Origin of the sequence: Adhaeribacter pallidiroseus, assembly GCF_003340495.1 — a bacterium.
Taxonomy (GTDB): Bacteria; Bacteroidota; Bacteroidia; order Cytophagales; family Hymenobacteraceae; genus Adhaeribacter; species Adhaeribacter pallidiroseus.
In genome coordinates, this window is sequence record NZ_QASA01000001.1 from 5,991,739 (window position 1) to 6,016,763 (window position 25,025).

23 protein-coding genes and 1 pseudogene are annotated in these 25,025 nt (G+C 43.9%); 13 read left to right on the forward strand and 11 right to left on the reverse strand.

What is annotated here, in order from left to right; genetic code table 11:
• Positions 1–125 precede the first annotated feature (125 nt).
• Complete coding sequence (locus AHMF7616_RS24015; protein ID WP_115375200.1) at positions 126–974, forward strand: Rpn family recombination-promoting nuclease/putative transposase; 849 nt, start codon at positions 126–128, stop codon at positions 972–974.
• A gap of 268 nt (positions 975–1,242) precedes the next feature.
• Positions 1,243–1,527 (forward strand): hypothetical protein, encoded by a 285-nt coding sequence (locus tag AHMF7616_RS27325; protein ID WP_317047643.1) that lies wholly within the window; start codon positions 1,243–1,245, stop codon positions 1,525–1,527.
• 56 nt (positions 1,528–1,583) lie between these two features.
• On the opposite strand, the gene AHMF7616_RS24025 is transcribed toward AHMF7616_RS27325, so the two are convergent.
• Positions 1,584–2,372, reverse strand: a complete 789-nt coding sequence (locus AHMF7616_RS24025; RefSeq protein ID WP_115373737.1) for an IS5 family transposase — start codon at positions 2,370–2,372, stop codon at positions 1,584–1,586.
• Positions 2,373–2,683: 311 nt separating this feature from the next.
• On the opposite strand from AHMF7616_RS24025, the gene AHMF7616_RS24030 reads away from it, so the two are divergent.
• The 3 genes from AHMF7616_RS24030 (at position 2,684) to AHMF7616_RS24040 (ending at position 4,958) form a co-directional block, all read left to right on the forward strand.
• Positions 2,684–3,112, forward strand: a complete 429-nt coding sequence (locus AHMF7616_RS24030) for a hypothetical protein (protein ID WP_115375201.1) — start codon at positions 2,684–2,686, stop codon at positions 3,110–3,112.
• A gap of 232 nt (positions 3,113–3,344) precedes the next feature.
• Positions 3,345–4,547, forward strand: a complete 1,203-nt coding sequence (locus AHMF7616_RS24035; protein ID WP_233507724.1) for an MFS transporter — start codon at positions 3,345–3,347, stop codon at positions 4,545–4,547.
• A gap of 210 nt (positions 4,548–4,757) precedes the next feature.
• Positions 4,758–4,958 carry an entericidin gene (locus AHMF7616_RS24040; RefSeq protein WP_115375202.1) on the forward strand — a complete coding sequence of 67 codons (201 nt, stop codon included), beginning with the start codon at positions 4,758–4,760 and terminating at the stop codon, positions 4,956–4,958.
• A gap of 68 nt (positions 4,959–5,026) precedes the next feature.
• Here the strand turns inward: AHMF7616_RS24040 and AHMF7616_RS24045 are convergent, their stop codons facing one another.
• From AHMF7616_RS24045 to AHMF7616_RS24065, 5 genes are all read right to left on the reverse strand, one after another.
• Positions 5,027–5,593, reverse strand: coding sequence for a hypothetical protein (locus AHMF7616_RS24045; protein ID WP_115375758.1), 567 nt, complete (start codon positions 5,591–5,593; stop codon positions 5,027–5,029).
• Positions 5,594–6,173: 580 nt separating this feature from the next.
• Positions 6,174–6,536, reverse strand: a complete 363-nt coding sequence (locus AHMF7616_RS24050) for a VOC family protein (RefSeq protein ID WP_115375203.1) — start codon at positions 6,534–6,536, stop codon at positions 6,174–6,176.
• A gap of 91 nt (positions 6,537–6,627) precedes the next feature.
• Complete coding sequence (gene murQ / locus AHMF7616_RS24055; protein WP_115375204.1) at positions 6,628–7,431, reverse strand: N-acetylmuramic acid 6-phosphate etherase; 804 nt, start codon at positions 7,429–7,431, stop codon at positions 6,628–6,630.
• Between the two features lie 130 nt (positions 7,432–7,561).
• Positions 7,562–7,810 (reverse strand): cytochrome b5 domain-containing protein, encoded by a 249-nt coding sequence (locus AHMF7616_RS24060; RefSeq protein WP_115375205.1) that lies wholly within the window; start codon positions 7,808–7,810, stop codon positions 7,562–7,564.
• A gap of 54 nt (positions 7,811–7,864) precedes the next feature.
• Complete coding sequence (locus AHMF7616_RS24065) at positions 7,865–9,016, reverse strand: formimidoylglutamase (RefSeq protein WP_115375206.1); 1,152 nt, start codon at positions 9,014–9,016, stop codon at positions 7,865–7,867.
• Positions 9,017–9,224: 208 nt separating this feature from the next.
• Between AHMF7616_RS24065 and AHMF7616_RS24070 the strand changes: the two genes are divergently transcribed.
• The 8 genes and pseudogenes from AHMF7616_RS24070 to AHMF7616_RS24105 all read left to right on the forward strand — a co-directional run bounded on the left by AHMF7616_RS24070 (position 9,225) and on the right by AHMF7616_RS24105 (position 19,201).
• Positions 9,225–10,985 (forward strand): AMP-dependent synthetase/ligase, encoded by a 1,761-nt coding sequence (locus tag AHMF7616_RS24070; protein WP_317047629.1) that lies wholly within the window; start codon positions 9,225–9,227, stop codon positions 10,983–10,985.
• A 300-nt stretch (positions 10,986–11,285) separates the two neighbouring features.
• Positions 11,286–11,723, forward strand: coding sequence for a MarR family winged helix-turn-helix transcriptional regulator (locus AHMF7616_RS24075; RefSeq protein ID WP_115375207.1), 438 nt, complete (start codon positions 11,286–11,288; stop codon positions 11,721–11,723).
• 144 nt (positions 11,724–11,867) lie between these two features.
• Positions 11,868–14,270: a 3-hydroxyacyl-CoA dehydrogenase/enoyl-CoA hydratase family protein gene (locus AHMF7616_RS24080; RefSeq protein ID WP_115375208.1), complete on the forward strand. Its 2,403-nt coding sequence runs from the start codon at positions 11,868–11,870 to the stop codon at positions 14,268–14,270.
• Between the two features lie 128 nt (positions 14,271–14,398).
• Positions 14,399–14,695 carry a GIY-YIG nuclease family protein gene (locus tag AHMF7616_RS24085; RefSeq protein WP_115375209.1) on the forward strand — a complete coding sequence of 99 codons (297 nt, stop codon included), beginning with the start codon at positions 14,399–14,401 and terminating at the stop codon, positions 14,693–14,695.
• 277 nt (positions 14,696–14,972) lie between these two features.
• Positions 14,973–16,151, forward strand: a complete 1,179-nt coding sequence (locus AHMF7616_RS24090; protein WP_115375210.1) for a thiolase family protein — start codon at positions 14,973–14,975, stop codon at positions 16,149–16,151.
• Between the two features lie 32 nt (positions 16,152–16,183).
• Positions 16,184–16,519, forward strand: a pseudogene (locus tag AHMF7616_RS24095) (four helix bundle protein).
• Positions 16,520–16,577: 58 nt separating this feature from the next.
• A complete protein-coding gene (locus AHMF7616_RS24100; protein ID WP_115375211.1) occupies positions 16,578–18,362 on the forward strand; it encodes an acyl-CoA dehydrogenase family protein in 1,785 nt (594 codons plus the stop codon).
• A 650-nt stretch (positions 18,363–19,012) separates the two neighbouring features.
• Positions 19,013–19,201, forward strand: a complete 189-nt coding sequence (locus tag AHMF7616_RS24105) for a hypothetical protein (RefSeq protein WP_115375212.1) — start codon at positions 19,013–19,015, stop codon at positions 19,199–19,201.
• A gap of 2 nt (positions 19,202–19,203) precedes the next feature.
• Here the strand turns inward: AHMF7616_RS24105 and recG are convergent, their stop codons facing one another.
• From recG to mutY, 5 genes are all read right to left on the reverse strand, one after another.
• Positions 19,204–21,297, reverse strand: a complete 2,094-nt coding sequence (gene recG, locus AHMF7616_RS24110) for an ATP-dependent DNA helicase RecG (RefSeq protein ID WP_115375213.1) — start codon at positions 21,295–21,297, stop codon at positions 19,204–19,206.
• Between the two features lie 129 nt (positions 21,298–21,426).
• A complete protein-coding gene (gene gldD / locus AHMF7616_RS24115; RefSeq protein WP_115375214.1) occupies positions 21,427–22,038 on the reverse strand; it encodes a gliding motility lipoprotein GldD in 612 nt (203 codons plus the stop codon).
• Entirely contained in the window at positions 21,998–23,365 is a 1,368-nt protein-coding gene (gene gldE, locus AHMF7616_RS24120; RefSeq protein ID WP_115375760.1) for a gliding motility-associated protein GldE, read from the reverse strand. Before gldE ends, gldD begins: the two co-directional genes overlap by 41 nt.
• 36 nt (positions 23,366–23,401) lie before the next feature.
• A complete protein-coding gene (locus AHMF7616_RS24125; RefSeq protein WP_115375215.1) occupies positions 23,402–23,845 on the reverse strand; it encodes a single-stranded DNA-binding protein in 444 nt (147 codons plus the stop codon).
• Positions 23,846–23,894: 49 nt separating this feature from the next.
• Positions 23,895–24,980, reverse strand: a complete 1,086-nt coding sequence (gene mutY, locus AHMF7616_RS24130; protein ID WP_115375216.1) for an A/G-specific adenine glycosylase — start codon at positions 24,978–24,980, stop codon at positions 23,895–23,897.
• Positions 24,981–25,025: the final 45 nt, after the last annotated feature.

Below are 25,025 nucleotides of genomic sequence, written 5' to 3' on the forward strand. Positions count from 1 at the left end.
CTAACCTAATATATACCAAAACCTGCGGGCTTAGCATACACACGGTCCGTTATCCCACATTTGAGAAGCAGAAACAGTCTGCCAGAAAAACATGTATCTTTGAATAGCAGATATGAATTAGGAACATGGCTGAATTTGCAGAACGATACATCAACCCCTTCACCGACTACGGCTTTAAAAAGCTGTTCGGGGAAGAACCCAACAAAGACCTACTTCTGGACTTCTTAAACGTGCTCTTAAAAGAAGAACAGGGAGAAATTACCGACTTAACGTACCTCAAGAGTGAACATTTAGGAACCAGCGAGTTAGACCGGAAAGCCATCTTCGATCTGTATTGTGAAAATGAAAGAGGTGAGAAGTTCATAGTAGAATTACAAAAAACCAAGCAAAACTTTTTTAAAGACCGAACGGTCTATTACGCTACCTTTCCCATCCGGGAACAGGCTAAACGGGCTGACTGGAATTATGAACTAAAAGCTGTTTATACCATTGCCATTCTGGACTTCGTTTTTGACGAAGACAAGAATGACCCGGCTAAGTTCCGCTATGACATCAAGTTAACTGATACGGAAACAAAAGCAGTATTTTACGACAAGCTCACTTTTATTTACCTAGAGATGCCCAAGTTTAACAAGACGGTTGAGGAACTGGAGAGCAGGTTTGACAAGTGGTTGTATGTGATCCGGAACCTTAATAGACTGGAGAAAGTGCCAGATAAGTTACGGGAACGTATTTTTGAAAAATTATTTGAAACCGCTGAAATCGCCAAATTTACGCCGGAACAGGTTCGCTCTTATGAAGATAGCTTGAAGTATTACCGGGACTTGAAGAACTCGCTGGATACAGCAAGAGAAGAAAAGGCAATAGAAATAGCTAGAAGAGCTTTAAAAATGGGCTTAGCAGTTAATGATATTACGGAACTAACCGGTTTAAGTAGTCAAGCAATTGAACACATAAAAACAAACGAGGGGTAACAACACCTAAAAAGCATTAAAACGCTTTTTAGCCGCGGTCCGTTATACCCAACCTTATGTATTGATTAATAATAAATTATACCCATTTTGGTTTGGGATAATTAAACCGCAAGCCCAATCAGATAATCCAGAATTTAAACGGATAGAACCTTTAGCTTAGTAAGGAAAATGATACATTTGGTTAAAGAAATACTTAATGTTGAGCCATTTAGGATAACTCTGCGTTTCAATAACCGGCGGCACCAGCGGCATTTACCTGTACCCGCCCATCCCGAAAACCCCCGACGGTAAGCTGCGTTTGCTCTACGAGTGTTTTCCGTTGGTTTTATCGTGGAACAAGTGGGTGGTAAAGCATTTAGTGGCACAACCGCACGTTAGCGGTTCTGCCTACTTCGGTTCATCAGCGCAGCCCGCTTTATATAGGTTCGGCGGCTATGGTGCAGGAATTAACGGCGGTGATGCAATAATTTTAAATTTTACGGCGCAAGCATCGTTGTATGTAGTTTCTGGAGCCGGTTTACTTAATCTAAGGAGGCTTGAAAAGGCTCCCTAGATTAACAATGGCAAGTGGTTTTCTTTTTTTCCGCTCTTTAGAGTATGTTTAAAAATTTAGTTAGGTACTCTTGCCAAAAGCATATCAATAAAAGCCAGCTGCAGAAAGCAGAGGGAAGAAGCGGTAGTTTTCTCATAATCCTTGCTCAAACGGCGAAAGAAGTTTAACCAAGCGAAACTTCTTTCTACCTGCCATCTGCCTTTCTGGGGCACAAATCCCCTTTGACTTTCCGGCTTTTGCGTGATCTCTACTGACCACTCATAAAGCTGGGCACAGTCTTTAAAGTAGCCGCTATAAGCTTGGTCAGCTCGAATCAAGGTGAGCCGATTAGAAGCTTGCTCCAGCTGCCAGAGCAGTTCCACCCCTGCTTGCCCATCGTGCTCTTGGGCCGAAGAAACATGTAGGGCCAGCGGTAAGCCCAACGTGTCCACGGCTAGATGCCGTTTGCGCCCATTCACGTTTTTACCGCCATCTATCCCTGTTTCCAGGGAAATAAAACTGGCTTTCTTCACGCTCTGACTATCCACGGCCACGGCCGAGGCTTGCTCCTCTCGTTTTTGCCTTTGGCGCTCCTTTCTCACCAAGGCGGTTAACACTTGGGCCCAAGTACCATCGGCTTGCCACTTGCGAAAGTAGTAATACACTACTGGCCAGGGCGGATAAGCTCCTTCCAAGTTCCGCCATTGCAGGCCAGTACGGGTAATCCGTAGAATGGCTTGCACTACCTCCAACAAATTATGTTTACGTTTCCGGCCATTGTCAATAATTTCTTTTATAACTTGCCTTTGGGCAGTAGTCAACGCACAGAAGTGCTGACGGGTAAACTTTAGTTTCTTCTTCGGCATCGTAACTCGGATTTAGACACCCTTTGTTACTCGACTACTGCCTTTTTTGATTTTATAATTCTGTTAAATTCCCCTTCCCTAATTTTTAAACATATTCTAAGCAGCTACCGATTAATACAAAAATTTAAAAAAATTATGATCCGAGCAATCAGCAGAATAAATGAAGGAGGGTATACAGTTCCTCCCCGTATTTTCCTTAAAGTTTTAATGCGCGTATCTTTTTCCACAGCAGAAGCAAAAAGACAGAAAACAAAATTATTTTTCCGGAGTTTTATAAAATAAGTTGGCCGCTTGACCCGCTTTAAGCCGGAATGAATGATTTAGATTTACTCTTGTTGTACGAAGACGAGCTTTTCTTTATTCACTTACATAAAGAACTTGCCTTGTTGCAACTTACTTTCCGCACCCAACCCGAACCGGAACGTTTCCGAAATGCCTACCGCTTGGCCATCGACGCCGCTTTAAATAAAGAAGTCCATTATTGGCTTACGGATGCGCGGCAGATTAAAGTAATGTTGTCCGAAAACCAAACCTGGCTCAAGGTAAACATGCAACCAGTGCTGCAACCCGCTAAAATCCGGAAGTTTGCCATTGTTATGTCGCCGGAATGCTTTGTAATGACCAATCCTAACCAGGTATATAACCAGCCGGAACCAGGCCTGGTTGCGCCGCCTGCGGGAGTTATAAAAGTAACTTTCGACCGGGAGGCTGCCTGGCACTGGCTTTTTAATGCTGAGTAAGGTTCGTTAATAGCAGCTAGCCCCTTTAAAATTTAAAAAAACAGCTAAAAGTCGCATTGGGGGTAACCTATTGGCCAGCCGGAAGTAAGATGCTTCATGTGTCCGGCGTTTGCGGGATCAAAACCACGGTAAAATTTTAAAAACAACCTTTAGCCAAAGCTTATAGTTGAAGGTACTTCCGGAAACGGCCAGTATAAAAATGTAAAGGGAGAACCGCGCGCAGGGTAAATTCATGGAACGAGTAGCAGCAGTAAATTTAGTTACAGAAAAAATCAGCCATATTGCTCCTGCAAAAGAGGTAATGGCGCAAATAAACAAACAACGGTTTTTTCTGAGTTTATTTTTCTTTTTATCAGGCTTTAATTTTGCCAGCTGGGCTTCCCGTATACCCACTATTAAAGCCGCTTTAGGTTTAAACGAAGCTGAATTAGGCTCGGTGCTGCTTACCATGCCCATTAGTTCCATGATCGGCCTGCCATTGTCGGGTTGGTTGGTTACCCGCTTTGATACCCGGGTACCTTTAACCATTGCTTTTTTAATTAACGCGGGCAGCCTGGCTTTAATTGGTACGGCCACTACTACCATTCACCTGGTAACTGCCTTGTTTTTGTTCTCGTTAAGCACGCGTATTTTTAATATTTCCATGAATACGCAGGCCATTACCCTGCAAAAATTATTCGACCGCAAAATTAACGGTTCTTTTCATGGTTTGTGGAGCACGGGCGGTATTGTGGGCGTGGGTGTTACTACCCTGGTAATCAGCTTAGGTGTATCTATTGTGCCGCATTTAGTAATTGTGGCCGGTTTTACCATTGTAATTACCTTTTTTGCGTCCCGGTACTTACTGCGGAACGACCGCTCCGTTTCCCGCGACAAACAAGCACTTACCAAGCCAGATGCTTATATTTTATACTTGGGCCTGCTCGTGTTTTTTGCCGCCATCTGCGAAGGCGGTATGTTCGACTGGAGCGGTATCTATTTTCAGAAAGTAATTAAAGAAGAAGTGTTTACGGCCGGCTATTTAATTTTCATGTCTTTTATGGCTTTTTCGCGGTTCGTTTCAGATAAGATTATCGAGAAAATAGGCATGGCGCCTACTTACCTCATGAGTTCGTTGTGTATTTTCTGCGGCATTACGTTGTCCATTGTTTGGCCGAGTTTCTGGCCCGCCATGGTCGGTTTTTCGCTGGTAGGTTTTGGTACCGCGGCCGTTATTCCCATGACGTATACTTTGGCGGGTGCTTCCGAAAAATATTCGCCCGGGGTAGCAATTTCGTTAATTGCTTCTTTTGGTATTGTGGGTATGTTGCTGGGGCCGCCCTTAATTGGTTACCTGGCGCACGCCTTTAATTTAAAAATTTCGTTTATCGCTTTTGCTTTTGCCGGCATTATGCTTATTCCGGTATCGCGATTGTTTTTCAGGTTAAGCAGCTAAATTTTAAAATTTACAGGTCAACTGACTTCCGTAGGGTTGTTTGATGAGTAAATTTTAAAAATTCAAGTAGTTTAATGCCTTATTTTTAAAATTTTTCGGCATCTCAGGAGTATCCGTATAAATTACCAAACCTTTTTTTCGGAAATCAGTATAAATACCAAAATGCATCAGAAAGTATTTTGGTGTATCTGCCCCTGAACCTATAAAACTATGAAAAAATTATTGTTCTTATTTATGGCCGCCGGCGCCTTAACTTTTACATCCTGCGATTCTAAAAAAGAAAATGCGGTAGAAGATAAAGCCGAAATGAAAGAAGAGGCAACTGAAGATGCTGCTGAAGGAAATGCAGATGCTGCGGAAGACGCGGCGGAAGCCACCAAAGACAGTGTGGATGCGGTTGATCCGCAGTAAGCAGTTTGTGTAAAAGCATAAAAAAAAGGCTTTCCTATCCGGAAAGCCTTTTTTTTATGCCGGATAAGTTAACCCAATCTTTTCTGAATTAAACTGCCGATTAACTGGTAGAGCCGGCGGGGTTCCAGGGTGCGCCAGTGAATTTCTTCGAGGTTGCCGCCAAAGTTAATGTAGTAATCCAGGTTAAATTTCTTCATCTCGTCGAGCACAAAATCCTGAAAATTAATAGCCACAATCCAACCATCTTCCACGTCTTCGAACCATTCTTCGTAATAACAATCATCCGACCCGTGAAAGTTAAACACGTTTTCGCCGATCAAAATAAATTTCTGGATGCCTTCCTGCACCATCGGGTCGATGATGTTGCGTTTAAGCTGCATGATGTCGTTGTGCAGGGTATCATTCCATTCGCCGATAAATTCAATAACGGCAAAGCCCAGATCGTAATCCACGAAAAGAATTTTTAGAAACAGCGTTTCCGATTCGATATCGTCCCATTGCGGGTGAATGTAGTAGCCATATATGGTATTGGTAAATTCCATTAAATTGTTTTCCGCGCCGTACAACGGCGAGCGCGGGTCTTCGGAAGCACTGTAGGCCTCGATCCAGTTGTAAAAAGGCTCGATGGTATGCATAAAGTAAAAAGTAGCGTCATAAATAAGATTATTCAATTTACGCATTCCTACTCAAAACCAAAAGCCAGGTTTCCGTTTTGGTCCGCGGATTTGCCCGGAATTTTTGGATAATGCTGAATCTGTGGGGTAAGGTTTTGTTGGTTAACCCCGTAGGTAAATACCGTTGCAAAGGCGGTTTTTAAAATTTTTTATATCCGGTAGGGTGGCCCCGTATCCGTTTCGGGAAATACCGTGAATAACAGCATCCTTGTTTCCTGCGCGTTTGGGGTGGTTGGTAATACCGGCTAGTCGCTATTGGATTGAAGAGTAGAATAAAGACTAGATGTGGACTAGTGGATTTTTTACCAGTAACGGCAAATGCGCACCCGCCAAAAGTTGGTGTTTTATTTAGGGTCTCACCTTACCGCGTGTTTGAACGAAGCACAACTTGGAACAAACAGCCGGTAGTAGTATGTGTCAGAACATCGGATTTTATCTAGTAGGCTTTTTTTTGATTTAATCCTTCCAGAGGAATTTATTCCGGGCTTTAACCAAACAGGCTCCCGCGGAAGGACCTGTTATTCCCTTTATTATCTCGAATTTACCTTACTTTAAACTCAGGGTTATAAATTAAACCAATCACATTGCCCCACGGATCTTTAACCGTGGCGGTTACAATTTCGCCGCCCACATTGTACGGTTTTTCGTTTTCCTGAGCGCCTAATGCCAGTAACCGGTTATATTCCTCTTGTATGTGGTGTACTCCCCAGTAAGTGACCACACTTTCTGGTTTTTCCGTAGTGGGTTTCTCTTCTGGTTGCAGACCAAGTTCATAGCCCGCAATATCAAAACCTACGTAAAACGGTTGATCGAAATACGGAGTGGTTTCAAAAGCCTGGGAGTACCATTCTTTCGCTTTGTGGAGGTCGCCGACCTGGTAGATGGTTGTTCGTAATCCTAACATAATTGCTTTTAGTTACCAATTATTTAAAAAATTTATCTGCGTTGGCTCAAATGCGGAAGTGCGAAATCCGCGGCAATCCGCCAACCAACGTTTACTTCGGGTAATTTTCAATGGCGGCACGTACGTTGCCATATTGGTTAATCAAAGCCGTGGCTTTGGCCGCATCTACCCGCAACTCCTCCATTACCATCCGGATGGCGCGGTCTACTAGCTTGTGATTTGAGAGCTGCATGTCTACCATTTTGTTGCCTTTCACGTGGCCCAGCTGAATCATGGTGGCGGTGGTGAGCATGTTTAAGGCTAATTTCTGGGCCGTGCCGGCTTTCATGCGGGTACTACCGGTTACAAACTCCGGACCCGTTATAATTTCCACGGGGTACTCGGCGGCGGCGGCTACTTTGGAGTTGGCATTACACACAATACAACCCGTCGTTAAACCGTGTTGCCGCGCCATTTCCAATCCGCCAATCACGTACGGCGTTCTGCCGGAAGCCGCAATGCCCACTAACACGTCTTCATCGGTAATGGTGTGGGCTTGTAAATCCTGCCAGGCTTGGTTAAGATCGTCTTCGGCGTATTCCACGGCTTTCCGGATGGCGGTGTCGCCGCCCGCAATAATACCAACTACCAAACCGTGCGGTACCCCGTATGTAGGCGGACACTCCGAGGCATCCACAATACCCAGTCGGCCGCTGGTACCGGCACCAATGTAAAACAACCGGCCCCCGGCGCGCATTTTCACCACCACGGCTCTTACCAACGCTTCTATTTGCGGAATGGCTTTTTCTACGGCCAGCGGTACCGTTTTATCTTCCTGGTTAATGCTGGTCAGTAATTCGTTTAACGACATATTTTCCAGGTGATTAAAGTTGGAGGCGGTTTCGGTGGTGCTCATTTATAAGTTGCAGGTTGCAGGTTAAAGGTTACAAGTTTATTCAAAATTAAAAATTAATGTTGCCTCAACCTGAATTTTAGCTTTTTACTGAATAATAAAATATAGAATGCGATAGCATATTTTTAAATTTTTACTTTTTTAAGCGGCCGATTATTGCAAATTTATCGAACACGTAATCGGCGTGCGGGGCGTCTTGCAGTTCTTCGGTTAGGTCCTGGCCGGCCCAGTGTTCGTAATGGTTGCCGTCGCGCCAGAGCCGTGATTTTTTTACGTCGTAAATATTGCCTTCGTACGCAATCCAAATCTCGTCGCGATCCTGACCGTTGCGTAACGCAAGTTGGTGTTTGGTATATTCCGGGAGTTCTTTTACATTTTCCATTTTAACTTTTCAACCTTCTAACCTTTCAACTTTCCAACTTGTAACCTGCAACCTCTAAGCCAGCCGCGACTGGGTTAAAATCCAGCGGTTCGGTATTTCGCCTTTGGCCGCCAGCAAATAATCTTCGTACGAACAGGGTATTATTTTAGCCTGCTTTTCGGAGCGGAGCGGTTCTACTTCCATCCACCATTTATCGCTCACCTTGCTTTTGTAAAACACCATTTTGTTCGGGTTATCGTGGAAACCAATGGCGTATTTTAAAAATTTGTTGCTGGTAAAGTCGGTTTCGTTTTTACGGTGGTAATAGCCTTCTACAAAATACCAAAGCATTACCGCTATAGTAGCGGCCGTTACCTGGCGTACGTCTAAAGCCGGGCTGTAATCGTAAATGCCGAAAGAACTCAGCGTATCGTTCAGGCCGGCGTACCAGCACAATTGGCAGGCTTCTTCGCCGGTTAAACCAAAGGGATTAGCCGGTTCGTAGCCTGGAGCATCGTTATGTTTTAAAGCCCGGATATCAAAACTAATCATATCGGCGTGCCGTACCACGGGTTCTACTTCCTGGATGTTGGTGTGTACCTGGCCCAGCCGCACCGTTTCGAAATGCAGTTTTTCCAGAACTACGGCTACTTCCTGTTCTACAAAATACGACTGGTAGGCAATCTGGCTTAAGCTGAATAAGTAATTAGGCTCGTGCAACAAAATACGTTGTAAATGCTGGCGGTACGGTAAGGTTCCGGGTTCTTCACTCATATCCATGTGCGAGTCAATCGTAACCAGGTTAATGGCTTTATCCAGGTTTTCGTAGGCCAGAAACTGCCCGTAATCTAAATCGTGGCTGCCCCCGATAATGATCGGTAAGGTGTTCTGGCTAATTAAATTTTCGACGATTTCTTTAATGCGCAGGTAAGTATCTTCTAACGTTATGCCAGGCAGCAAATCACCCAGATCCACAATTTTATACCGGCCGGTTCCTTTTTTAAGGGCGTATAACTGGCGTCTTACTGCGGTAGCCGGTCGATTTTCCGGATTGTTTTCCTGCCCGGTGCCCCGGATTTCGTTTATTCCCAGTAGCGCAATATCCGCCTGGCGCCATTCCGGAAATTTATGAATAAACAAATCAATACTGGCACCAAAGGTTTTGGGATTGCTGTGCGGCTGGTAAAATTCTTCCGGTAACGGCTCAAAGAAAATAGCTAAATTCATGCGGAATGGTTAAAGAATACCAAAAATACTAAAAATGTGCAGACCGCTCCGGACAATACCGGTTAGCGGGCTAAATTTTTAAAAAAGTAGCCGTATTCACCCGGAAAGTATTATATTTCGGAGATGCTGTTTTATTTAAATCAGCGTAAAACCAGTATCTTGTTATTCATTTAAGTTTTTAAAAGTACCGCGTCTGCGTTTTAAAACCATGCTGCAAATAACCCGAGCCTTTGATATTTTATCCTATCAATTACAAAAATATCCGCAACCTGATTGCCTGACGGCCAAAATAAACGATACCTGGCAAAAGCAAAGCACGCAGGAAGTAGTGGACGCCGTAAACCAATTTAGTTTGGGTTTGCTGGCCTTGGGTTTTAACAAAGGCGATAAAATTGCATTGGTTTCTTTTAACCGTCCCGAGTGGATTATTGCGGATTTAGGCGTGCAGCAGATTGGGGCCGTAAGTGTGCCTTTGTACCCCACCATTACCGAAGACGATTACCGCTATATTTTTAAGGAGGCCGAGGTAAAACTGATTCTGGTTTCGGATGAAAAACTGTACAAGAAAGTAAGCGCGGCTACCGCTCAGATAGAAGGGATTCAGGGCATTTATTCGTTCGATCACTTGCCGCAGGTAACGCACTGGTCCGAAATCGCGCGCCAGGCTCGGGAAGCCGATTTGGATCGTTTAAAATCGCTGAAAGCAGCGGTTACCGCCGAAGATTTGTTTACCATTATTTACACTTCCGGCACCACGGGAAATCCCAAGGGCGTTATGCTCACGCATAACAATATTGTGAGTAATTATAAGTCGTGCCAGCCGTACGTGCCGGTAAATAGCCAACACCGGGCCTTAAGTTTTTTGCCGCTTTGCCATATTTACGAACGCATGTTATCGGTGCTGTACATGGCCGAAGGTGTCAGTATTTACTACGCCGAAAGCATTGAAAAAGTAGCCGAAAACTTACGCGAGGTGAAACCCCACGTATTTGCTACCGTACCCCGTTTGCTCGAAAAAGTGTACGATAAAATTGTAGCCAAAGGCAAAGAGCTAACCGGCATTAAGAAAAATTTATTTTTCTGGGCTTTAGAGTTAGGTTTAAAATACGATGTACGGGGCCGTAATGCCTGGTACGATGCTCAACTGGCCTTGGCCAATAAACTTATTTTTAATAAATGGCGCGAAGCTTTGGGCGGGAACGTGATTGCCATTGTATCGGGGGGCGCCGCTTTGCAGCCCCGGTTAGCCCGGGTATTTGGGGCCGCGCAAATCCGGGTGATGGAAGGATACGGTCTCACCGAAACTTCGCCGGTAATTGCCGTAAACCGCCACAATCCCGAGGACCACATGATTGGCACCGTGGGCCCACCGGTTGATAACATCGAAGTAAAAATAGCCGAAACCGACGGTGAAATACTAACCCGCAGCGCCAGCGTGATGAAAGGGTACTACAAACACCCCGAACTTACCGCTGAAGTAATTAGTGCCGACGGCTGGTTTCATACCGGCGATATTGGCGAAATGGTGGAGGGTAAGTATTTGAAAATTACCGACCGCAAAAAAGAAATGTTTAAAACCTCCGGTGGTAAATACATTGCCCCGCAGCTTATCGAAAATAAATTAAAAGAATCTATATTAATTGAGCAGGTGATGGTAATCGGCGACGGTCGTAAGTTTGCTTCCGCGTTGATTGTGCCCTCGTCTCCGGATTTACGGGAATGGTGCCGCTTGCACAACATAACCTATACCACCGATGCCGAGATGATTAAGCACCCCGACGTGCAAGCCAAATTTGACCAGGAAGTAAAAAAATACAACGCGCACTTTGCCCAGTGGGAACAAATAAAACGCCACGAACTCATGCCTAAACCCTGGACGATTGATAGTGGCGAATTAACGGCCAAATTAAGCCTCAAGCGCAAAGTAATTTTGCACAATAATCAGGAGCTTATCGAAAAAATATATTAGTAAGTCTTGTTAATATTTTTTAACCGGTAAACCTCCCGGCCGAAGCGCCGGCATTTGGTTTCCTCCTGGGTATGCCGGGCGGCAAGCCATTAAATTTTAAAAAATTTGTCTTTCCGAATTTTTGCTGCCCGCCGCTTACCGGCTCCGTGCCCTTTTCTGCGGTACTAAATTATGCTGCTTTTTTATTTACCCTTTAACCAACGAGATGGCTTGGTAGTAAGAGCAAGAATTTAAAAATATAGTATGCAAGCATAATAAATTTTTAAAAATTTCGTATATTTGGTATTACAGCCTAAACCTATGAAACCCGAAGAAACCGTTGATTATAACGTAAAAGTATGCTGGCATGCCATTGCGCGCATGTACAATTTGCAAGCAGCTAAGTTTGGTATTACCACCTCTATTGGTTTTGTTCTGTTAAATATTCATCCGCAGGAAGGTACGCCGGCTACCAAAATTGCGCCTAAAATGGGTTTAGAAGCGCGTAGTTTAACCCGCATTTTAAAAAGTATGGAAGAAGACGGCTTGATATACAAAGCCGGCGATTCCGTAGACAAACGTTCCGTCCGGATTTTTCTAACGGAGAAAGGTTTAGAGAAAAAAGAACTGGCCCGGCAAACCGTTAGAACCTTTAATCTTAAAGTGCGCGAGCAAATTCCCGAAAATGATTTAGCCGTCTTTTTTAAAGTAATCAACCAAATCAACGTCTTAATCGATAGTAAAAAGATTTATAAATAGAAATGGGCTTGAGTAAAATATTTAATTCAAAATAAATATTGGTACGTTGTTCATTATAAATATTTCCTTAATCGATCCACTAATAACCTATACCTACTTTAAAGAGAGTCTAGTGTCTAACATCTTGATACTTGTGTCTAGCATATGAAGAGAATAATTAAAAAAGTTGCGGTTTTAGGGTCGGGCGTTATGGGTTCGCGCATTGCCTGCCATTTCGCCAATATTGGCGTACCCGTTTTGCTGCTCGATATGGCTCCCCAAGAACTGGCTCCGGAAGAAGCGCAGCGTGGTTTAACCCTCGACCATCCTGCGGTAAAAAACCGGATTGTGAACAGCGCCTTACAAAGCGCTATTGGTTCTAACCCCGCCCCGCTTTACCGGAAAGCCGACGCTAAGTTTATTACCACCGGCAATTTTAACGATAACTTAAAAGATATTGCCACCTGCGACTGGACCGTTGAAGGTATAGTCGAAAATTTAAAAATTAAGCAAAGCCTTTACGAAAAAGTAGAACAGTTCCGTAAACCCGGCACCCTGATAACTTCTAATACGTCCGGTATTCCTATTCACCTGATGGCGGCCGGCCGCTCCGACGATTTCCGGAAACACTTTTGCGGAACGCACTTTTTTAATCCGCCGCGCTATTTAAAGCTGCTCGAAATTATTCCTACTCCCGAAACCGATAAAGCAGTAGTGGACTTTCTGCTGCATTACGGCGATTTATACCTGGGCAAAACCACCGTGTTAGCCAAAGATACGCCAGCCTTTATTGCCAATCGCATCGGCATTTTCGGAATAATGGACGGCTTTCACCAGATGCAAAAGCTGGGCTTAAACATCGACGAAGTCGATCGTATTACCGGTCCGGTAATTGGCCGCCCAAAATCAGCCACTTTCCGGACTTTAGATGTAGTAGGGCTGGATACGCTGGCCAAAGTAGCGCAAGGTTTATATCATACTGGTGAAAAAGACGAAGCCCGCGAACTGTTTCAATTACCAACTTACGTGCAGCAATTGCTGGAGAAGAATTGGTTAGGCGATAAAACCGGCCAGGGTTTTTACAAGAAAACTAAAAATGCGCAAGGCGAAACCGAAATCTTAACTTTAGATTTAAATTCGCTGGAATACGCTCCCAAACAAAAAGTAAAGTTTGCCAGTCTGGAGCCGCTTAAAACCATTGATCATTTAAAACCCCGCCTGAGAGCTTTGTACACTGGCGGCGATAAAGCAGCTGCTTTTTTTAAAGCTACTTCGCACGGTTTATTTAATTACATCTCCCACCGCATTCCCGAAATATCCGACGAACTGTACCGGATTGATGATGCCATGCGCGCCGGTTTCGGTTGGGATATTGGCCCTTTTGAAATATGGGATGCCTTAGGCGTATCCGAAACCGTGAAAGCTATGGAGGCCGAAGAACGAAAACCTGCAGCCTGGGTGTACGATTTTCTGGCGGCTGGTAACACCTCATTTTACAAAACGGATAAAGGCACGCGGCTTTATTACGATATCCCGAGTAAATCTTACCAGTATATCCCGGGTACCGAAAGCTTTATTATTCTGGATAACTTCCGGGAAAGTAACGTGGTCTGGAAAAATGCCGGCTCCACTTTATTCGACATTGGCGATGGTATCCTGAATTTAGAATTCCATACCAAAATGAACACGCTGGGTTCTGAAATTATTCAGGGCTTGAACAAAGCCATTGAAATTGGCGAGAAAGATTTTCAGGGTTTGGTAGTAGGCAACGATGCGCCTAATTTTTCGGCGGGGGCTAACCTGGCACTGGTATACATGTACGCCCTCGACCAGGATTACGACGAACTCAACATCATGATCCGGCAGTTCCAGAATACCATGATGCGTATGCGGTACAGCTCTATTCCGGTGGTAGCGGCGCCGCATGGTTTAGCCTTGGGGGGCGGTTGCGAGTTGAGTTTGCACGCCGATAAAATTCAAGCTGCCGCTGAAACTTACATGGGTTTGGTAGAGTTTGGGGTAGGTTTAATTCCGGGGGGTGGCGGCACCAAAGAAATGACTTTACGCACCGCTGATTCTTTTGAAGAAGGCGATCCCGAATTTAACAGCTTACGCAACACTTTTACCACCATCGCGATGGCCAAAGTATCTACTTCCGCCGAAGAAGCTTTTGATTTAGGTTTTATGCGCCGGGGCGATGCCATTACCATTAACAATAACCGATTGCTCGCCGAGGCTAAGTTAGCCGCCATTGAACTTGCCGAAGCCGGTTATACGCAACCACTGCCGCGCAAGGATATTAAAGTGCTGGGTCGGGGTGCTTTAGGAATGTTTATCTCGGGTGTGTACGCCATGTACGAAGGCAGCTATATCTCGGAGCACGACCAGAAAATTGCCCGTAAGCTAGCCTACGTGATGTCCGGCGGTGACTTATCAGCACCTACTTTAGTATCGGAGCAGTACTTGCTCGACCTGGAACGCGAAGCTTTTTTATCACTCACCGGCGAACGCAAAACTCTGGAACGCATCAAGAGCATTTTAACTTCCGGTAAACCCTTGCGGAATTAAAAAATTTAAAAATTATGAATGATAGATGATTTGTTTTAACCCGAATCAAGGTTAATCTTTTATGAATTCTGTATTTCTCACACTGTTATTCTGAAAGAATCTTCTGATGAGCCTGGAGAACTGATGCTATGTTCAATTATAACTATTTTGTGTATATCACTACTAATCCGGGCAAAACGGTTCTTTATGTAGGTATGACAAATAGCCTGGAAAGAAGGTTACAGGAACACCGGGAGAATAAAGGTAAGCTGGAAACCTTTGCTGGAAAATACTACTGTTATAATTTGATTTATTACGAAAGGCACACACGCGTGCAACATGCCATAGAAAGGGAAGAAGAAATTAAGTTAATGAATCGTCAAGAAAAAGAAGCGTTAATTAAATCCATCAATCCAAAAATGAACATGCTGAATATATACGGCTAAAAGTTACAAGTAATATTCTAGCAGAAGAGAGCAAATGGCATTCAGTTCTACTCAGAAGATTCTTTCAGAATGACAAAAATGACAAGAATGTAGATTAGCTGTAAACTATTTGAACATTGTTCTTCCGCAAGAATCTTTTGAGAAGTTAGGATAAGTGGCTTTTCTACAAACTGCCCAGTGCGTTAGAAGAAGTCGATTTTAAAAATTAAAAAATTAAAAAGTATGGCGGAGCAACAAAAATCTAACCTTCAACATCCAATACCTAACATCTAAAATTATGCAAAATGCCTATATCGTAGCCGGATATCGTTCAGCTATTACCAAAGCCAGCCGGGGTGGTTTCCGGTTTACCCGCCCCGACGATTTGGCTGCCGAAGTTATTAAACATTTGCTGGCTTCGGTTCCCGCACTCGACCCGGAACGAGTAGATGACTTGATCGTGGGTAATGCGGTGCCCGAAGCGGAACAAGGTTTACAGATGGGCCGGATGATTGCCCTGCTATCCTTGCCCACCAGTGTATCCGGGATGACGGTAAACCGTTACTGCGGTTCCGGGATCGAAACCATTGCCATTGCCTGCAGCAAGATTGCGGCCGGTATTTCGGACTGCATTATTGCCGGCGGTACCGAGTCTATGTCCTTGGTGCCCACGGTAGGATTTAAAACCGCGCCTAATTACAACCTGGCCGTAAAGCACCCCGAATATTTTCTGAGCATGGGTTTAACCGCCGAAGCTGTTGCCAAAGATTATAACGTTACCCGCGAAGACCAGGATGCGTTTTCTTATAACTCTCACCAGAAAGCGATAAAAGCCATTGAAGCCGGTTTGTTTCAAGAGCAGATTGTGCCTATCACCATTGAAGAAACCTACGTAGATGAAAACGGTAAAAAGAAAACCCGGTCCTTCGTGGTTGATACCGACGAAGGACCCCGGGCCGATACTTCGCTGGATAAACTGGCCAAATTAAAACCGGTTTTTGCGCAAAACGGAACGGTAACGGCCGGTAATGCTTCGCAAACGTCGGATGGAGCTGCCTTTGTAATCGTGATGAGCGAACGGATGGTAAAAGAACTAAACCTGGAACCGATTGCCCGCATGGTGACCTACGCTACCGGCGGTGTTGATCCCCGCATCATGGGCATGGGACCCATTGCCGCCGTACCCAAAGCCATCAAACAAGCTGGTCTCCACCTGAACGATATTGATCTTTTTGAAATAAACGAAGCCTTCGCGGCGCAAACTTTAGCGGTAATCCGCCATTTAGACATTCCGGAAGAAAAATTAAACGTGAGCGGTGGGGCAATTGCCACCGGTCACCCGCTGGGTTGCTCGGGCGCTAAACTCAGCATTCAGCAATGGCACGAACTCCGCCGCCGCAAACAAAAATACGGTTTAGTAACCGCCTGCGTGGGAGGTGGACAAGGCGTAGCGGGGATTTATGAACTGCTTAGTTAGATGCTAGAATCTGGACACTAGATATTAGACGCATGCATAACCATAAAGAATTTAAAATCTGGCAGGAAGGAACTGTATTAGCAAGATTAATTAATCAGGTTACCGCTAACTTTCCAGTTAATGAAAAATATGGACTTATATCACCGGTTAATAGGTCCGCTGTTTCTATTCCGTCTAATATTGCTGAAGGTGCAGGTAGAAATTCTAATAAGGAATTTGTTCAATTCTGAGGTGTTGTCCTTGGTTCAGCTTTTGAATTGAAAACGCAAATGATTTTGGCGAATTCCTTTGGTTTTATAAAACACGAAAAGTACTTAGAATTATCTGAACAGATAATGAAAGTGCAAAAGATGATTAATGGTTTTTGAATATCAATTATAAACAAAATATCTAATGTCTAGATACTAGTGTCTAGCGTCTAAGCTTATGGAAACAATAAACAAAACCTTAAAAGGCGGCGAGTTTCTGATTAAAGAAACCTTGGCCTCTGATATATTTATTCCTGAGGAATTTAACGAAGAACAGCGCCTGATGGCGGACACGGCTAAAGAATTCGTGCAGACGCAAGTAGAGCCTTTACTGGACCGCCTGGATAACCACGAAGAAGGCTTGATGGAAGGTTTGATGAAACAAGCCGGTGAGTTAGGTTTATTTGCTTTGTCGCTGCCCGAGGAATACGGCGGTTTTGATAAAGATTTTAATACTTCCTTACTCGTTACGGAATCAGTAGGTGGGGGGCATTCATTTCCGGTGGCTTTTGCGGCGCATACGGGTATTGGCATGTTGCCTATTTTATATTTTGGGACAGAGGATCAAAAGCAAAAATACTTACCCAAACTAGCCAGCGGCGAATGGACGGCCGCTTATTGCCTTACGGAACCAGGTTCTGGTTCCGATGCTTTGGCAGCTAAAACCAAAGCGGTACTAGATGCAGCCGGCGAAAATTACATTCTGAACGGTCAGAAAATGTGGATTACCAATGCTGGTTTTGCCCAGGTTTTTATCGTGTTTGCGCAGGTAGACGGCGATAAGTTCACCGGCTTTATCGTGGAAAAAGATTTTCCGGGATTAAGCTTAGGCAACGAAGAGCACAAGATGGGCATTAAAGGGTCTTCTACCCGCCAGGTTTTTTTAACAGATTGTAGAGTACCCCAGGAAAACATTCTGGGCCAAATTGGGAAAGGTCATTTGATTGCCTTCAATATTTTAAATTTAGGCCGGATTAAACTGGCAGCCGCTACCTTAGGAGCTTCCAAAAAAGTATTAAATATAGCGGTAAAGTATACCAACGAACGGTCGCAGTTTAAAATTCCGATTTCCAAATTTGGCGCAATCCGCCATAAACTCGGCCAAATGGCTACCCGGATTTTTGCCAGCGAATCGGCCTTGTACCGGACTGGCCATGATATTTACCTAAAAGAACAAGAATTACTAGCCGCTGGAAAACCATTTGCCGAAGCCTTACTCGGTGCTGCCAAAGAATTTGCCGTGGAAGCCGCCATGTTAAAAGTAGATGGTTCTGAAACCCTGGACTACGTGGTAGACGAAGGCGTGCAAATTTACGGCGGCTACGGCTACTCCGCCGATTACCCCATGGACCGCGCTTACCGCGATGCCCGTATTAACCGCATTTTTGAAGGTACCAACGAAATCAACCGCATGCTTACGGTAGACATGTTGCTGAAAAAAGCCTTAAAAGGCGAATTAGATTTAATGAGCCCGGCTAAAGCTATTCAGGACGAACTCATGAGTATACCGGATTTTGGCGATGAGGAAGAAGGTTTGTTTGTGGCCGAAAAAAAGATTATCCGCAACATGAAGAAAGCTATCTTACTCGTGGCGGGTACGGCGGTACAAAAGTTTATGATGACGCTCGAAAAAGAACAGGAAGTACTCATGAACATTGCCGACATGGCGATTAAAACCTACACCGCCGAATCAACTTTACTGCGCGTAGAAAAACTCATAAACCTGAAAGGAGAAGAAGCGGCGGCTCGCCAAAAAGATATGGCCCTTGTTTACCTGTACGATGCACTGGATGGTATTTACCTGGCCGGAAAAGAAGCCGTTGCTTCTATGGCGGAAGGGGATGAGTACAAGTTGCTGTTTATCGGCATCAAGCGCTTTACCAAAGCGGAGCCTTTTAACACCAAAGAAGCCCGCCGCCGAATCGCCGCCGAAATGATCCAAAAGAATCAGTTTGTTTATTAATAAAAGTTTAAAAATTTAAAAAAAAGCTTACTTCTGGGAAGAGGTGAGCCTTTTTTGTGAAATTATACCTTATGTTTCATGTAAATCAATGAGAGCTAAAGAAGGTATCACTACAGTTTATAATCGCAGGAATTTTAAAATATACTTTCTGTAATACGTTTTAGTTGGAATACACTTGAAGGAATAGGGAAGTTTTAGTACTGCCAATAAGTTTTTTGCTCTTGAAATAAAAGGGTAAGTATAATTTACTCTGGTTTTTAATTTTAAGAATTTGATTAAAAATAGGATTTAGTAAAATGTCTAACCACTTAAGTAATCTAAAATAAAGATATTTCAGGAATATACTAAGAATGTTGTATAATTATTCTAAGTTGATGGGAATGTTTAAAATGAGATTATTACTTTTACTACGGTAATTAGGAACAGAATAGGTAAAATGCGTTTAAGTTAATCTGTATAGTTTGAATGCTTTGGGGTGAAATAATTTAAAAATTTGCCAAGAAAGCTTTCTCTATTAGAAAAAGCCTTGTTCTTTTTTTAATAATTAATAATTCGATAATCACCAAATAATTAGTTTACAATACGAAAGGTTTTTCTTTGCCTAAACATTTATAAGAGAAGCATAGCTTAATTAACCGGATAAAAATTATATGAAGTCTTTACTGAAAGTGTTGGTGTTGGTGAGCTTAATTGTGATCAGTCGGTTAGATAAACAAAATTGGGAACTTACTGCCAAACCGGTTAAAGTAAGTCCTCCGTCGGCTTATCCCCTTAAAGCAGTTGATTTTTCTAAAACAGGAAATACCTCTATTCAGCAACTTTTTATATCTCAGAATTAATATTAACTAATCCGGCTCCAGTTTACCGTATTTGCTTGTAACGATTGAATATGTTGTTTAATATTCTCGTGTTCCGGTAAAGCTAACTCTGGATCTATTTCTAAAATCTCCTGCGCCGCTGCCCGGGATTCCTGCAATATTTTGGCATCTTTTGCCAAGTCCGCAATCAACAAATCCAATACCCCGCTTTGCTGGGTGCCCATTAAGTCGCCGGGACCGCGTAGTTTTAAATCTATATCGGCAATTTCAAAACCATTATTGGTGCGCACCATCGTTTCAAGGCGTACTTTGCTTTCTTTACTGAGTTTATAACTGGTCATGAGAATGCAGTAACTTTGCTCCGCTCCCCGCCCAACCCGGCCCCGTAACTGGTGCAACTGCGATAAGCCAAAGCGTTCGGCACTTTCAATAATCATTACCGAAGCATTCGGCACGTTTACGCCAACCTCAATAACGGTAGTAGCCACCATAATCTGGGTTTCGTTTTTCACGAAACGCTGCATTTCAAAATCTTTATCCTGGGGTTTCATTTTACCGTGTACCATACTAATCCGGTATTCCGGAAAAGCTCGTTGCACGCTCTCGTAACCATCCATCAAATCTTTGTAATCCATGGTTTCGGATTCTTCAATCAACGGGTATACGATGTAAATCTGGCGTCCTAGTTTTATTTGTTCGCGCATAAAACCAAACACGCGTAACCGGTGGGAATCGTAACGGTGTACCGTGATGATTTCTTTGCGACCAGCGGGTAACTCGTCAATTACCGACACGTCTAAATCGCCGTATAAGGTCATAGCTAACGTACGCGGAATAGGAGTGGCTGTCATGACGAGAACGTGGGGGATAAAACGCGGATTTTTCTGCCAGAGTTTGGATCGTTGCGCCACCCCAAAGCGGTGCTGCTCATCGATGATGCAAAGACCCAGATTTTTAAATTTTACTACGTCTTCGAGTAAAGCGTGCGTGCCCACAATGATGCTCATTTCGCCGGATTGCAGTTGCTCGTGCAGTACTTTACGGTCGCTTTGCTTGGTAGAGCCGGTAAGTTTACCAATCACAATTCCCAGCTTATCGGCGTATGGTTTTAAACCCACGTAATGCTGATCAGCTAAGATTTCGGTAGGGGCCATTAAACAAGCCTGCGCGCCATTGTCGTGGGCGATGAGCATGGCAATAAATGCCACAATGGTTTTACCGCTACCCACATCGCCCTGTAGCAAACGGTTCATTTGTTTGCCGGTGCCCAAATCTTTGTATATTTCTTTGATCACCCGTTTCTGGGCATTGGTTAAATCAAAGCTTAAGTGATTATTGTAAAACTCGGTCAGCGTGGGAACTTGCCTAAAAACTTGGCCTTTTAAATCGGCTTTGCGTACCGTTTTCTGCCGCAACAGCTTTAGCTGCACGTAAAACAACTCTTCGAACTTTAGTCGGAAACGGGCCGCGTTAAATTTTTCTATTGAAACCGGGAAGTGAATATTCTGCATGGCTTCGGCTTTCGAAATCATGCGGTACCGGTCCAGAAGAGAAAAGGGTAGCGTTTCTTTTATTTGGGGTTGCGCCAACTTCAGCAGTTCGGCCATTATACGGCCAATGGCTTTGCTGTCGACGCGGTGATTTTTTAATTTTTCGGTGGTATTGTAAACGGGTTGCAGAAAACTTTGCTCGGCTTTTATTTCACTCACCGCTTCTACCTCCGGATGTGCCATATTCAAGCGACTGTTAAATACCGTAGGCTTCCCAAAAACAACGTATTCTAGCCCTTTCTGGAGTTGGGTTTGCATAAACTTTACCCCTTTAAACCATACCAATTCCAGTTCGCCGGTAGTATCCTGTAAAACCACCGACAAACGTTGTTTACGGCCTTCGCCCAGCAACTCTTTGGATTTTACAAAACCTTTTACCTGTACAAAAGGCAAACCTTCGTCTAAATCGGCAATTTTGTAAAACTGGGTCCGGTCGAGGTACCGGAAAGGATAGTGCTGGATGAGATCTCCGTAGGTAAAAATCTGAAGTTCTGTTTGCAATAAGGTGGCTCTTTGCGGACCAATACCTTTCAAGAACTCAATTTTAGTACGGAAAAAGTTAGACACTCTTTTAAATTAAGAATTAGGAATTAAAAATTAGAAATGAATCTAAAAAGGAAGAAATACAATTTAATTTTCAATCAAAATTAAACTGTATTTCAACTTCAAACTCATAAATTTTAAATTCTAATTTATTTACTTCCATTCCAGCGTGTTGAGTAGATGTATAACGTCTTTTTTGATGTATTCAATTACCGGAGCCAGCGAGTCGTTGGCAGTGGCTGTCCGGAAGTACAGGGCACCCCGGAAAAAATGCTGAGTCGAATCGGTTACGTAAAACTGAAATTGGCTGGGTACTTCGCCGCTTAATTCAAACAGGTTGGCAGTTTTGCCACGAGGGGTTTTTATAAGCGCTTCGGTAATGCCTTCGGCTTTAATCTGGTGCTTGGATGTCAGGCGGCGGGCATCTTCAATGAGCGTGTTAAAGGTTTTTTGATTATGATTAATAGTACGGTAAGTGAGTTGCACGTTAGCGTTAAACCGCGGGTAATACACATTTAACCAATGCGGCTCGGCCAAGCGCGAAGAATCAGGCCGGATTTTGCTGTATACCGAGTACTCAAAATAAAAAGGATGCTTTTCTGTAAGCGGTTGGTATTTCGGAGCGGGCAGATCAATGCGATTATAACCCTTTGGTTTGGGCGTAAACTCTTCGGAGCACGAATAAAAGACCAGTGAACTGGCACACAGCAATAATACCGGCTGATTAAGCCACCGATGACATATTCTCTTTACGCTCTCCCACATATACTTTTATTCGTTTTACATGTTTATTATCCGCCGCTTCTATTACAAACTTAAATTTATCAAACTCGGTATTTTCGCCTTCCTGCGGAATTTTTAAAAAAAGTTCGATCATTAAACCGCCCAGTGATTCGTTCTTACCCCGAACGGGTTCAAACACATCCGGAGGGCAGCCTATTATCCGGCAAAAGTCGGCCAATGAGGTTTTGCCTTCAAAGATATAGGTATTATCGTCGATCTGCGAATAAACAATTTCGTCTTCTTCGTCGAACTCGTCTTTAATATCACCCACAATTTCTTCGATTACATCTTCAAACGTAAGTAAGCCGGAGGTGCCGCCGTATTCATCTACCACAATGGCCATGTGCACGTGCCGTTCTTGAAAATCCCGCAGCAAATCGTCTACTTTTTTAATTTCGGGCACAAAGTAAGGCGGCCGGAGTAAAGTTTGCCAGGCAAAATCAGCGGGGGCATCCAGGTGCGGCAGTAAATCTTTTACGTACAATATACCTTCGATCTGGTCGATGCTGCCGGCGTACACCGGTACACGGGAGTATTCCCATTGGTTAATTAACGGGATGAGTTCGTCGAGCCTTTGGGCAATATCAAAAGCCGCCATATCCATGCGGGAACACATGATTTGTTTTACCGTGAGCGAACCAAAATTTACAATGCCTTTCAGAATTTCTTTTTCTTCGTGGGTAGAGTCCGGGATGCTGGCCTCATCAATGGCTTGCTGCAATTCTTCTATTTTTTGGGTAGAGGGCCGGTTGCGGTAACGCTTTTCTACGAGATGAGTAATCGACAGCAGCAAATTAACAAATGGTGCTAATACTTTTTGCGCCCCCTGCAATACGCCGGCCATCCGGCGGGCAGTTGTTAAGTTTTTTTGATTGGCGTATACTTTTGGTAAAACTTCCCCAAAAAATACGATTACTATTGTGAGCAACAAGGTAATACCAAAGAGCAAACCCGTATTAAAAACCGGCGCAGTAACTAGATTCCAGAAAAGATGCAGGCTAACAATGATAATGCTTACGTTAATAATATTATCTAAAACAAGCACCGTGGTAAGCAGCCGGCGCGGATTCTCCAGCAGTGCCGGAATGAGCTGCTCGGAACGTTTAGCACTTTGCCGGCAGTAAAGCAGGTCTTTATCCGACAGGGAGAAAAAAGCAACCTCAGCACCGGAAACCAGGGCTGAGGCTGTTAACAAAATTAAAATACAAATAACCGGAATATACGGCCATAAGCCCGAAATATCGGAAAAATATAACCACAAGGTAATTAACCAAGCGCTATAACTCGCCGGGTCGCCGCCCGAATCCATGTTTTCCAAAATAAAGCTGTTTAGTGAAACATCGGGTTAGAAGGGTAGATCGTCCGGTTCGCCCTCAAAGGCAGGTGCCGGCGTTTCGTTCCGGTTACCGGCGGAGGCATTACCCGCATCTTGGTTATTGCCGCCGGCGCCAGAATCACCTCGTCCGCCCAGCATCGTCATATTATCGGCCACTATTTCGGTAGAATACCGCTGAATGCCTTCTTTATCCTGGTAATTACTGGTTCTGATCTTGCCCTCAATATAAACGGATTGCCCTTTTTTTAAATATTTCTCGGCTACTTCGGCCAAACCCCGCCATACTACAATGTTATGCCACTCGGTGCGTTCCTGCTTTTCGCCGTTTTTGTCTTTAAAAGTTTCGGAAGTTGCAATCGGAAACCGAGCTACGGCTACGCCGCCCTCTAAATGACGTACTTCCGGATCTTTGCCCAGATTACCCACTAAAATTGCTTTATTAACACTTGCCATAGAGTTTTGATTTAGGGAGATTACGGTTAAATTTTAAATTTAAAGATAATTATTTTTTAATAGCATCCTGCAAATAGTCACTAATAAGTACAGCTTTAGGTAATTGCTCAATTTCTTCGTAAGAATAAGCAGCTAAACCCATGTTCTGCAATACTTCATCACTTAAACGAGATTTAAGCGGAATAAGATAAAATTTAGCTAATATTTTCTGGTGACTTAAAATACGCTTATACGTTTTGTGGGGTTCAATGATAATGGTATAATCCAAGGGTGGGTGAAAGCCAGCTAATTCCTGTTTTATTATTTCTATAGCTAATGCTGGTTCGGTGTCATTAGGCAACAAATAAAAGTCATAAAGCCCTTGCCATACATCGCTTTCGGTACGTTTTTTTAAATAATACGTTTGCTCGTGCTTAAAAACCAGGTAATGGAAATACCGGGTGCGGCTAGCTTTGGCTTTTGTTTTGTGGGGCAGTACTTGTACCAGCCCGTGCTGAAAAGCATAGCACCCTTGCTGCAACGGACAAAACAAACAATCGGGCATATTGGGGGTACACTGAATAGCGCCAAATTCCATGATAGCCTGGTTATAAGTGTCCGGTTGATCAACAGAAATCAAGGAATCGGCCAATAATTGAAAAGCCTTTTTACCCGTTGGGCTGGCGGTATCTTCGGCTAAACCAAACACCCGCGCCAATACGCGGTAGACGTTTCCATCTACTACCGCCACTTTTTCTTTGAAGGCAAAAGAAGCAATAGCAGCGGCGGTATACGGCCCAATTCCTTTTAATTGTAACAAACCTTTATAGGTGTTAGGAAATATTCCGTGGCATTCTACCGTTATGTACTTAGCGGTCTGGTGCATGTTGCGGGCGCGGGAGTAATAACCTAAGCCTTGCCAGTGGCGCAATACCTCGTCGGGGGGAGCGGCGGCCAGATCCTGAACGGTAGGGTAAGCAGCGATAAAATCCAGGTAATAAGGCAAGCCCTGGCTTACGCGGGTTTGCTGTAATATAATTTCGGATAGCCAGATCGCGTACGGATCCCGGGTTTCGCGCCAGGGCAATGCCCGGTGGTGGCGTTCGTACCAGGTAAGCAAAGTATTTGCAAAAGCAACAGGATCAGGAGCTAGCATTTGAGCGTTATTACATTTAAATAAAACCAGTGAAGTAACAATTAA